Source organism: Solidesulfovibrio alcoholivorans DSM 5433, from assembly GCF_000702665.1.
GTDB classification, from domain to species: Bacteria; Desulfobacterota; Desulfovibrionia; order Desulfovibrionales; family Desulfovibrionaceae; genus Solidesulfovibrio; species Solidesulfovibrio alcoholivorans.
The window spans coordinates 154329-165613 of the sequence record NZ_JNJA01000007.1; the positions used below are offsets into that span (position 1 = coordinate 154329).

At 59.5% G+C, this 11285-nt stretch carries 10 protein-coding genes; 6 read left to right on the forward strand and 4 right to left on the reverse strand.

Annotated features, from left to right (window positions below; translation table 11 throughout):
• Window positions 1-343: 343 nt before the first annotated feature.
• The 4 genes from Q368_RS0113790 to Q368_RS0113805 all read left to right on the forward strand — a co-directional run bounded on the left by Q368_RS0113790 (window position 344) and on the right by Q368_RS0113805 (window position 3456).
• Window positions 344-1849, forward strand: a complete 1506-nt coding sequence (locus tag Q368_RS0113790; protein WP_162179645.1) for a beta-1,3-glucanase family protein — start codon at window positions 344-346, stop codon at window positions 1847-1849.
• Between the two features lie 163 nt (window positions 1850-2012).
• Entirely contained in the window at window positions 2013-2183 is a 171-nt protein-coding gene (locus tag Q368_RS0113795) for a rubredoxin (RefSeq protein ID WP_029459642.1), read from the forward strand.
• Between the two features lie 28 nt (window positions 2184-2211).
• The gene (locus Q368_RS27295; RefSeq protein WP_281174635.1) at window positions 2212-2346 is read left to right on the forward strand and encodes a hypothetical protein; all 135 of its coding nucleotides are present in this window, start codon (window positions 2212-2214) and stop codon (window positions 2344-2346) included.
• A 33-nt stretch (window positions 2347-2379) separates the two neighbouring features.
• A complete protein-coding gene (locus Q368_RS0113805) occupies window positions 2380-3456 on the forward strand; it encodes an ADP-ribosylglycohydrolase family protein (protein WP_029459643.1) in 1077 nt (358 codons plus the stop codon).
• A gap of 16 nt (window positions 3457-3472) precedes the next feature.
• Here the strand turns inward: Q368_RS0113805 and Q368_RS0113810 are convergent, their stop codons facing one another.
• The 4 genes from Q368_RS0113810 to Q368_RS25765 form a co-directional block, all read right to left on the reverse strand.
• Window positions 3473-4288: a TIM barrel protein gene (locus Q368_RS0113810; RefSeq protein WP_029459644.1), complete on the reverse strand. Its 816-nt coding sequence runs from the start codon at window positions 4286-4288 to the stop codon at window positions 3473-3475.
• Between the two features lie 12 nt (window positions 4289-4300).
• Entirely contained in the window at window positions 4301-5482 is a 1182-nt protein-coding gene (purT, locus tag Q368_RS0113815; protein WP_029459645.1) for a formate-dependent phosphoribosylglycinamide formyltransferase, read from the reverse strand.
• 163 nt (window positions 5483-5645) lie between these two features.
• Window positions 5646-6284, reverse strand: a complete 639-nt coding sequence (locus Q368_RS0113820; RefSeq protein WP_029459646.1) for a LysE family translocator — start codon at window positions 6282-6284, stop codon at window positions 5646-5648.
• Window positions 6285-6445: 161 nt separating this feature from the next.
• Window positions 6446-8869, reverse strand: coding sequence for a lectin-like protein (locus Q368_RS25765; RefSeq protein ID WP_162179646.1), 2424 nt, complete (start codon window positions 8867-8869; stop codon window positions 6446-6448).
• A 415-nt stretch (window positions 8870-9284) separates the two neighbouring features.
• Here Q368_RS25765 and Q368_RS0113830 point away from each other — a divergent pair, with 415 nt between their 5' ends.
• On the forward strand, window positions 9285-10052 hold the full coding sequence (locus tag Q368_RS0113830) for an IclR family transcriptional regulator (RefSeq protein ID WP_029459648.1): 768 nt from the start codon (window positions 9285-9287) through the stop codon (window positions 10050-10052).
• 42 nt (window positions 10053-10094) lie between these two features.
• Complete coding sequence (locus Q368_RS0113835) at window positions 10095-11228, forward strand: ABC transporter substrate-binding protein (RefSeq protein ID WP_029459649.1); 1134 nt, start codon at window positions 10095-10097, stop codon at window positions 11226-11228.
• The last annotated feature ends 57 nt before the right edge of the window (window positions 11229-11285 follow it).

The window sequence follows — 11285 nt, forward strand, 5'->3', positions numbered from 1 at the left end:
GCAGCGATGCGTTTTTTTCGAGGCAGGACGGCGCACGCATGTAAAACACTTGCAATGCCCAGCGAAAATGCGTAATTTTTATTCTTGGAAATATGTTTTCCCGTTGGCGCAAGCATTGTCCTACAAAAACGAAATGCATCCGCGTGCAACGCAATTGCGCATCAGCTCCAACCTATCGACAATATTACGATAAATATATAATTGCAGCCGAATAAATACACACATCCTCTTGCGGTGCATGAGCATCCTTTAAATTTTTAAAACCACAATTCCGGGCAGGATGTGCCGCATGAGAATAAAAACATTGAATATTCTTTCTTCCATCGTATTCGCTCTCTCCATCATGTGCATACCTCTCCCGGCAAAAGCACAGACGCCGTTCGTCTTCGACCTGCCCTGGGACCACAGTGCCGCGAAAACGTACATCCAATTTCTCGGCGTCGGCGCGATCACCATCGGCTATTACTACGACAGCAGCGGCGCACAACAAACAATCTCCTCCAACACGCCCTATTGCTTGGCGAACCTGATCAGCCCCACCCCCATCGCCACGAGCGTTCCCACCGGCAAGCCGGCGATCATGATCACCAACGCGCCAGCCGCGCGCCTCTACATCAACTACGGCACAAGCGGCCTCACCATTCCCAACGCCAGCTACACGCCGGACGCGGCCGGCGCCTTCGTCGACGGCTCACCCACCGACCCGAACTACACCGCCCGGTATCAATATACCGAAATCACGGCTTCCTCGGGCACGCAGACATGGCTTGACCTAAGCTACATCGACTTCGTCTCCATTCCGCTGACCATCGCGGTGAAAAACGGCCCGACCCTCGCCAACAACCCGCAGACCACCTCGGTGACGGCCAGGGTCCTGGCCCTGGCGGCGGCGGGATCGAGCAGCCCGACCAACGCCAACGTCATCCCCGCGGGCAGCCTGCCCTCGGGCACGAACGCCTGGAACGCCTCCTTCGCCCGGGTGCTCGGCACGAACCTCGCGGCCAAGGCCGGCTTCACCTATTACCACGACTGGTCGGCCTACCTCGCCGGCCTGGCCACGACGAGCACCACGGCTACCCTGGACGACTGCTTCGTGGGCGTCGGCGCAAGCGACGACCCCCTCCAGCAGCAGCAAACCTACAGTTATACCGCGGACTTCCTGAGCACCTGCGACAACCCCTCGGACACCTCGTCCGGATGCGTCAGCCTGACGGCAAACAGCGGCTCCGGATACGCGGGAGCGGTGAACTTCTGCGTCGGCAACGGCAACACGGGAACAGGCGTCGGCGACAGCAATAAAGTCTGGATCATGTATTCCGATCTGCAAAGCAACACCGTGGGTGTCTATTCCAACAACACCCCGTATTATTACCAGATCGGCTCCGGAGCCGTCGTCCACGAAACCGCCATCGTCAACGATTATTTCGGACGGGTCGTGGGCGACATTCTTGGCGGCCTGAGCTTCGGCGTCTTCGGCAGCACCACCCAGTATGTCAAGACCGGCAGCGGTGACCCCATTCCGGCCCAGGCCATCGGCCAGATCCCAAGCCTCTATTGGTGGGCCGGCAAAAATGCGACGTATGCCACCCCGCCCGCGCAGTCGATCCTCGGCCAGGGCTACATCTTCGGCAAGCTCCAGACGAACGGCAACAACTACGACGATTACGCCGCCAGCTTCAGCACCCTGACCACCGGCTACGGCATTCCCTTCGGGGACCGACTGGGCCTCAATACGATAGAAATGAATTACCCGCTGCTGACCGGCGAATACGTCCTGATCACCATCGGGCCGGACACGCCGCCGCCGCCGACCGCACCGGTGGACCTGCTGCTGCTCGGAAACAATTGACCCTAAGGGGTTACGCGGGGCGGGGCGCGGTCTTGCCCCGCCCCGCCCCCCGGCGCTATGGGGATTCCAACGGGCGCGGCCCTTGACTGCGGGGAGCTTCCTCCCGGCCTTTCAGACGTGGCCAAAGGCGCCGCACGAAGCCTGCGCCCGCAAGGAGTCCGCCATGTCCCAGGATCGCTACATCTGCCTGCGCTGCGGCTATACCTACGACCCCAAACGCGGCGATGCCAAGGCCGGCATCAGCCCCGGCACGCCCGGCGACAAGCTGCCCGGGGACTGGCACTGCCCGGCTTGCGGGGCCGCGCAGCGCGATTTCGCCAAACGAGACGACTAGGCGCGCGTATGCCAACAAGCAGGCCGACGTGCCCGTCATGCAGCTTTCCATGCAGCCGGGCACGACGGCGCGGGAGCACCTTGCCATAGGCAGCGCCAGCCTCGTCCACGACTCGTTTTGCCTGGGCGTGCTTTCCATGGCGGCGTTTGTGTGGGAGGATTAAGGGGAGTCGCAAAGCAGACAGGAGGCGACCGCCATGCCGGGCAAGGACATCCGCGACCGCGCGCGCGGCGCGCTCATGGGCGCGCTGATCGGCGACGCGCTGGGGCTCGGGCCGCACTGGTACTACGACCTGGACGCGCTGCGCCGGGACTACGGCGACTGGATCAGCGGCTACACCGACCCGCAACCGGGCCGCTACCACGACGGCTGCAAGGCCGGCCAGCTTTCCCAGGCCGGATTCATCCTCACGCTCACCATGCGCTCCCTGGTCGCGCGGGGCGGCTACGACCGGCAGGATTTCTGCCGCCGCCTGGACGAGGACCTGTTTCCGCTGCTTGACGGCACACCCGTCAGCGGCCCGGGCCACTACACCAGCCAGTCCATCCGCGAGGCCTGGCGGCGGCGCGTCGAGCAGCACCTCTCCTTTGAAGAAACCGGCGGCCCGGCCGACACCACCGAGGCCATCGAACGCGCCCTGGCCATTGCCGTGCGCTACGCGAAATCGCCCGCCGCGATCGCCGCGCATGTGGTCGACAACACCGTGATCACCCAGTCCGACCCGCTCGTCGTGTCCATGAGCACGGCCTACTGCGTCGTGCTCGGCATGCTTGTGGTCGGGCACAAACTGGACGCGGCCCTGTCGGATACGCTCATGCACTTGGTCCATACGGGCGAGCTGCCCTTTCACGCGGTGACCCAGGACAACCTGCAACCGCCCCGCCCGGGCGATCCCGACCCGCCCCGCGCCGGACGCTTCGCTTCGCCGGACGCACTGCTCTCCCCTTCGTTCATGGCACGCGCGGCGGCCGATCCGGACATCCGCATCGAGCCGGCCTGGAAGGTTTCGCTGGTCTACGGCATGCCCTGCGCCATCTACCACCAGCTCCCGGCGGCCTATTACCTGGCCGCGCGATTCGCCGACGACTTCGAGGCGGCGGTGCTCCATGCCGTCAACGGCGGCGGCCAGAACCAGGCGCGCACGATCCTGACCGGCGCGCTGGTCGGCGCGCAGACCGGGCTTTCGGGCATCCCGCAACGGTTCGTGGACGGACTCGAGGAGAAAAAGGAACTGCTGGAGCTGGCCGGGGCGCTCGCCGCCACGCTCGAATGAGCGCGGGGCCGCGCGCTTACAGGTCTTCGTAGTAGTTTTTGAGCAACAGGGCGTCGTGCTCGAGCTGCGGGTCTTCGCAGATGACGCAGCCTTTGACGCCATGTTCGCGCAGGGCCGTGAGGCAGGCCTTGTAATTAAAATCGCTTTCGAGAAGCGGCAGGTGGTGCTTTTCGCCCTTGGGGCCGTAGGCGATGCCGCTTAGGTGGATGTGCATGTCGTCAAGCGCCTGCGGCCCGAGCTCCCGGGCGATGGCGTCCAGGATGCGCGAAAAATCGGCCTGTGTCCGCAGCCCGCCGTTGTCCCGGGCGTGCAGGTGGGAGAAATCGATGCACGGCTTGCAGGTGTCGATTTCCTTGCACAGGCGCAGGAGCTCGGCAAGGTCGCCGAACTGCGTGCCCTTGCCCGTGGTCTCCAGGCGGTAATCGACGCCCAGGCGCGGCAGGGCGCGCAGGTTGTCGGCGATGACGCGGTAGGCCTCTTCCTTGGGATTACCGAGATAAAACCCCGGATGAAAGACCACACTGCGCCCGCCGACGCTGGCGAGCGCCTCCGCGGCCTTGACGATGCGCGCGCGGGACTCGTCGCGCTTTTGCGGCTCCGCGGCGTTGAGGTTGATGTAGTACGAGGCGTGGGCGGAGAGATAGAAGTCGTTTTCCGCCTTGGCGCGCGCGATGGCGTCGCGGTTCTTGGCCGTGACATTGACGGAACGCACGAAGGGCAGCTCCATGGCGTCGAGGCCGAGCCCCCGCAAATAGGCGATGCCCGAGGCGTAATCGAACTTCCGGCCGTCGCCCTTGGGCAGGCCGGAGATGCCGAAGAGGAGCTTGTCCAACCGTCGGCCCGCTTAGAGTTCCACGCGCACGAAGGAGGCGGCGCGGATGGCCTTTTCCTTTGCCTCTTCCACGTCGCGGCCGAGGGCCAGGGCCACGCCCATGCGCCGGGTGCCGTGCACCTCGGGCTTGCCGAAAAGGCGCAGGGCCGTGTCCGGCTCGGCCAGGGCCTGCGGGTCGATCACGTAGCGCGGGGCGGTCGAATCGCCCTCGGCCAGGACAACCCGGGAGGCCGCCGGGCCGTAGCTGCGGATGGCCGGCACGGGCAGGCCCAGGATGGCGCGCACGTGCAGGGCGAATTCGGACAGGTCCTGGGAAATGAGCGTCACCATGCCCGTGTCGTGGGGCCGGGGCGAGACTTCGGAGAAAAGCACCGTGTCGCCCTTGACGAAAAGCTCCACGCCGAAGATGCCGCGCCCGCCGAGGGCCGCGGTCACGGTCCCGGCCATCTCCTGCGCCTTGGCCAGGGCGGCCTCGCTCATGGGATGGGGCTGCCAGGATTCGCGGTAGTCGCCCTTTTCCTGGCGGTGGCCGATGGGCGCGCAGTATGTCGTCCCCCCGGCGTGGCGAACGGTCAAGAGCGTAATCTCGTAGTCGAAGGCGACGAACCCCTCGACGATGACCCGCCCGGCCCCGGCGCGGCCGGCGCTTTGGGCGTAGTCCCAGGACGCGGCGGCCGATGCGGCGTCGCGGGCCACGCTCTGGCCCTTGCCCGAAGAGGACATGACCGGCTTGACCACGCAGGGGAAGCCGATCGCCTCGCAGGCGGCCAGGAATTCCTCTTTGCTGTCGGCGAAGCGGTAGGGCGAGGTGGCGAGTCCGAGCTCCTCGGCGGCCAGGCGGCGGATGCCTTCGCGGTTCATGGTCAGGCGCGCGGCCCGGGCCGTGGGGATGACCGTGACGCCCTTGGCCTCCAGGGCAAGGAGCTCGTCCGTGGCGATGGCCTCGATTTCCGGCACCACGAAATCGGGCTTTTCTTCCTTGATGATGCGGCGCAGGGCCGCGGCGTCGAGCATGCTCACGACATGGCAGCGGTGGGCGACCTGCATGGCCGGCGCATTGGGGTAGCGGTCCACGGCCACGACCTCGACGCCCAGGCGCTGGGCTTCGATGGCCACTTCCTTGCCGAGCTCGCCCGAGCCAAGCAGCAAAATTTTGGTAGCGGAGGCGGTCAGCGGCGTGCCGAGGGTGGTCATGGCGTTCTCCTTGCGGGGCAATGTCGTGCGGCCCCGGAACCTACAGCCAACGGCCCACCGAAACAAGAGCCTGCCCCATCTCCCCCCATCAAGGGGGGCCGGGGGGGATTATCCCCCCCGGCCGCCGGAGGCACTCCCCTCTCTTCCTCTCCTCACTCCCCCTTCACGAATTGTCCGCAAACGCCAGACGCACGCCGAGCAGGATGAAAAGCGCGCCCACGCCCTTGGTGCAAAGCGCGCGCGCCCGCACAGCGCGGCCGACGCCGGCGGCCATGCGCGCTGCGCCCCAGGCGTAGAGCATGTTGCAGGCCGTGCCCGTGCACGTGAGAATGAGTCCGAGGCAGACGAAGGCCCAGGCCTTGTCCGGCGACGCCTGGTCGATAAACTGCGGCACGAAGGCCAGAAAGAACAACGCGACCTTGGGGTTGAGCGCGTTGGTGAAAAAGCCCTGCACGTAGATGCCCCGCCCGCTGGCGGCGGCCGTGCGGGGAGCGCTTGCGGTTGCGTCTTTTTTCCTGAATGATAGTATCATGGCCAACCCGGAATAGACGAGGTAGGCCGCGCCCACGAGCTTGACCACGGTGAAGGCCGTGGCCGACGCCGCGAGCAGGGCGGTCAGGCCGATGGCCGCGGCCGCGATGTGCACGAAGCAGCCCGTGCCGATGCCGAGCGCCGCGACGACGCCGCCGCGCGCGCCGTGCCCGGCGCTGCGGCTGACCACGTAGAGCACGTCCGGCCCGGGGGCCAGGTTAAACAGGATGCCCGAGAACACGAAAAGGGTCAGGTCGTGGATGCCGAACATACGGGAGATCTCCGCGTTTGTTGTGGATTTGACGCGCGGCGCGGCATGCGTTTCCCGCCCGTATCGTATTTTCGCAATACATCCACCTGCATTCAGACGCAAATATATTGGAAACGTAACTCCTGACTGCCAATCAGAAAAAAGGGAGAAAGCCGCACGTGCTAGTTCGCCAGCAATAATTGAACAGAAGGTTGGATGTCTGACCCGATAGAGTCGAGTAAATCTTTTTGGAGTAAATTAAATACGGGCTCATAGCGCAGGGGGTTTATGTTTGCCGTATCGCCCAAGGATAATCTGTGAAGGCAGGTGTACATTGTTCCTGCGTAGGATTTGAAATATGTAGATGAATTGAAGGCTGTGTCACTTGTTGTCTCAGAGTCTAGCACAAAGCTTGCTGAGACATATTTGTCCCAAACGCCTTTATCGCCCTTGTAGCAACCGTTTGCTATTTTTTCATGGTCATAATCAACAAATAATCTATATGGCAATTTGTAAGGGTGTTCTGATCCTGTCGATATTATGTACTGAGTTTCGTTTGAAGAGTTGGATAATATTTTTATCGAAGGATTGACATGGCTCAATAGGCCCACGTTGGTAAAATCAAAAGTATAGCTTGGCATAAAAAAATACTTGAATAAATAATCGTCGTCGAAACTGCAAAAGTAAGCACTTCCTGTCGGTTCCGCACCTCCGCTTAAATATCCCATTTCGGAAATCGATGCATTTGAAACATCGAAGACTCCATTTCCTATCGAGTCAGGTATGTTGTTGTGAATGTTGTGCATTCCTGCAACATAAAGGATATATTTGTTTGAATATTTTAAATAGTTTTTGGAGAATTTGACATTAAGCCATCGGAGCCAAGGATTTTTCGTATGGTGCTTATCAATTTCACTCGCCCCAACCAAATTGAGCAGCCTCTCCCAATATTCTGCATCAAAGTCTTTGGTGTTGATGTATGTCCACCGCCTACTCGTGTTGTTTTCGTCTATATCCTGGTCCGTATCAAATTTGTCGACATTGTCCCAATTCAAATCCGCAGCACCTTGGGTCCCAAGATCTTTCACCAGCCTAGAGAGGCCTTCGTCATCCGAAGCGGGACTCCCATGATGCGGAGTATCCAATGTAATGAGTTTCCTATAATTATTAAAACCCTGCTCTTCAATCAAATCCCGTGCAAGTAGGCCACCCATAGAGTGGGCGAGGAATATAAGTTTGCTCGACGATAAGCCATAAGATAGGTCTTCGTTTGCTTTAGATGTGTTTATAAGCAGGTTTTTCAACACTAAAGCATTGAAACAAATATGTTTATAAGTCGGATAATGATATAAATATATATGGAATTTATCATACAACTTCGAACTCGATAGATAGAAATCCAAAAAATGCTGCCAATAATTGAGCTCTGAGTTTTCCCATAACAGTAATGCAGACTGCTGGCGATCTTTCAATCCTGTATTGTCGCCTTGCCATCCATGAATTAACAAAATAGGAATTCGATGTTTGGTATAGCTATGTATTTTTGTTGCATATTCAGTTTGTTGCCATTGGGAATTGATATTTTTATTAATTATTCTGTCAAAATCAATGATGCGATGTGTAGTGGCAGTGCCTACCTGTAGGCGTAATCTGTCAAGGTAATTGTTGATGTTTCCTAAATATTCTTGGTTTTCAAAATAATTGTACATGTTGTTCCGAATATTATTTGAATCAATCTTCGTATCATTAAGTGTTGCGGATGAAACAATAGACTCAGGAGCCAGTGCTTGAATTTGATCGTAGGCAGCATTGACCCCTGCCAGTTTGTTATCGCCGTCAATAAAAGTCGCAAAAAAAACAGAAATCTCCTTATTAAGATACGCATCAGTAAGAGGAAACTCAAATCTTGAGATTTGGGTTCCTCCGGAATAGGAGCCGGAATCGATGCGTTCAGTTCCGACGTAGACATCGTATGAGAGCTGTTTGTCAAACTCTGTATTCTCTTTAAAATTTACAACCATCTTTTTGCCGTCATAATCTATACCGCTTGTGTTCAGGTTCACAGACAGCAAAAGTGGATCCGCCCCATTTTCCCACTCGCAAATATAGTATAGCTCTCTCGCGCAGGGCAGGTCATTCCATTGTCCAGATTTTGTAAAATAGGCCTGCAGGCAGTCTTCGTTATTCCCCTGGTAGCTATTCGGTTCTCCTGGATACCAATTGGTGTAACTCCATGATTCGCCAGTTAGCCATTGCCATGTTCCTTCATTCTCTGCATCAGAAGCGCCTATCCATATGTTGTCTGACAAGGTAGAAAGATTGTTTATTAAGAAATTATTCTCACTATCCGATGTTATTGTCGCAAGATGCCCGCCTTGTGACTCGCAATCTGTTTTGGCATCTGTCCATGTTTTTACTGTTGTGAATATCTTGTATTGGTGTCCATTCTCTTCATTTAATATAACACTGTCGGCAAAGCATGGCGAGCTAAGAGTGGTGATAAAATAGAGTGCAAAACATGCACAATTTTTAATCCACGGCAGATTCAAGGCATTATTTGTATGGAAAATTTTGTTTCCGTATTCGTGACGCAAAACTTTTCTCATAGCCATCTCCATTTTGTATCGAATCAACGGAAATCGCATGCCAAACATGCGCCACCCTGTCAATATTGAAAATGGCCGTCCCTCAATAACTGCAAGGATGGCACCGAATGCACGACCTTGATAAATACGTCTGTTTCCCGAGCATGACCCGTGAGAAAGCCGCAATACCCCGCCGTTCGCGGTCGGGCAGCGCCTGACCCGCCTCGTTAATGGGACAAAATGGTAAAGCATCGAGGCGCATTGCCGCCCCTGCCGCTTCGGCCGGGCGCTGGGGTCCCGGCCGAAGCGGCGCAACGCGAAAGATGGCAATCCGGCTTTGACAGGATGACGATTGCGCGGTATCAGCCTCCATCTGGACCCGCTGTTCCGCCAGGCGGAACGGACGTTGCAAAAATCAGTCCCCCAGGATGGCTTTGTGGACAAAAAAGGCAAAATCTCGGACCCTCTCGCCCGCGGACTTGCCATCCTGGAACTGCTCGGCGTCGAGGACACCGGCTACACCCTCAAGGAAATCGCCGCCCGGGTCGGCATGAGCAAGACCTCGGCCCACCGCTACGGCAGCATGCTGTGCGACCAGGGCTACCTGGCCCGCGACCCGCGCTCGGGGCTCTACCGCCTGGGCGTGCGCACGCTGTCCTTGGCTCTGGCCATCATCGAACACAACGACCTCGTGCGCCTGGTGCAACCGCTGGTGGACGAGGCGGCCGCGCGCCACGGCGTGCATATCGACGTGGGCATCCTGGCCAACGACGCCATCTACCTGATCTACCGCCGCGATTCGCCGGACACCCGGGCCTACCGCTCCTTCAGCTATTCCTCGGCCCTGCATTATCTGGCGGCCGGCAAGGCGGCCATGGCGTTTCTCGAGCCCGAGGCCCTGCGCGAACTCGTCGGCCGCCTCGACCTTGTGGCCCAGACCGCACGCACCATCACCGACCCCGAGGCGCTGCTTGCCGACCTGGAACAGGTGCGACGGCAGGGGTTCTCCCGCAACAACGAGGAATCGCTGCCCGGGCTCATCGCCATCGGCGCGCCGCTTTTTTCGTTGCGCACAAACGCCGTCATCGGGGCCATCAGCTTCGATTCGGCCACCGCGACCTATTCCATGCAGGAGTTCGAAGACCGTTTCGCGGGCTATCTCGTGGAGCTGGCCAAGAAATTGTCGGCCGTGGTTTCGCTGTGAGCGATCCGGCGAGGGGAACAACACCAACGTGGAGGGACTGTCATGCGTAAACTGCTTTTCATCTGCCTGGCCCTGGTACTGGGCCTGGCCAACGTGGCCTACTGCGCCGACGACACCGTCAAAATAGGCGTGTTCCTGCCGCTGACCGGCCAGAACGCCTTCGGCGGCCAGCTCGAGCTCGAAGGCGTGCAGATGGCCCACAAGGAGAACCCCACCATCCTCGGCAAGAAGATCGAGCTGTTCGTGGTGGACAACAAGTCCGACAAGGTCGAGGCCGCCAACGCGGTGCAGCGCCTGATCGAGAAGGAAAAAGTCCAGGCCATCATCGGCACCTACGGCTCCTCCCTGGCCATGGCCGGCGGCGAGGTTTCGGAAAAGGCCCACATTCCCCAGGTCGGCACCAGCTGCACCAACCCGCTGGTCACCCAGGGCAAGAAATACATCTTCCGCGTCTGCTTCATCGACCCCTACCAGGGCGCCGGCGCGGCCACCTACGCCTACAAGACCCTGGGCCTCAAGAAGGCCGCCATGCTCGTGGACGTCGCCAGCGACTACTCCGTGGGCCTGGCCAAGTACTTCGAGCGCTCCTTCACCAAGCTCGGCGGCAAGATGGTCGGCACCCTCAACTACCAGTCCGGCGACCAGGACTTCACCGCCCAGCTGACCAAGATCATTTCCGAGAAGCCCGACGTCCTTTTTATCCCCTCCTACTTCGCCGAGGGCGCCATCATCATGAAGCAGGCCGCGGAACTCGGCGCGACCTTCAAGATCATGGGCGGCGACGCCATGGACAACCCCAAGATCACCGACATCGGCGGCAAGGCGGTCGAGGGCTTCACCCACACCACCTTCCCCTATGACCCGTCCATGAAGAACATGAGCGCCATGGCCAAGAAGTTCACCGACGGCTGGCGCACCATGTACCCGGGCAAGGAGCCCAACGTGAACTCCGCCCTGGGCTACGACGCCTACATGATCATCCTCGACGCCATCAAGCGCGCCGGCAAGGCCGATCCCGAAGCCATCACCAAGGCCCTGGCCGAGACCAAGGCCTTCGAGGGCGTCACCGGCAAGACCGCTATCAACGCCACCCACGACGCCGAAAAGCCCGTGGGCCTGGTCGTGATCAAGGACGGCAAGAAGCTCTACGAGGGCGAGATCGTCCCGGAACTCTAAACCGTTCGCCAAGCCCCGCCGCGCGGCCGGATTTTCGCCCGGCCGCGCGACGCGCAA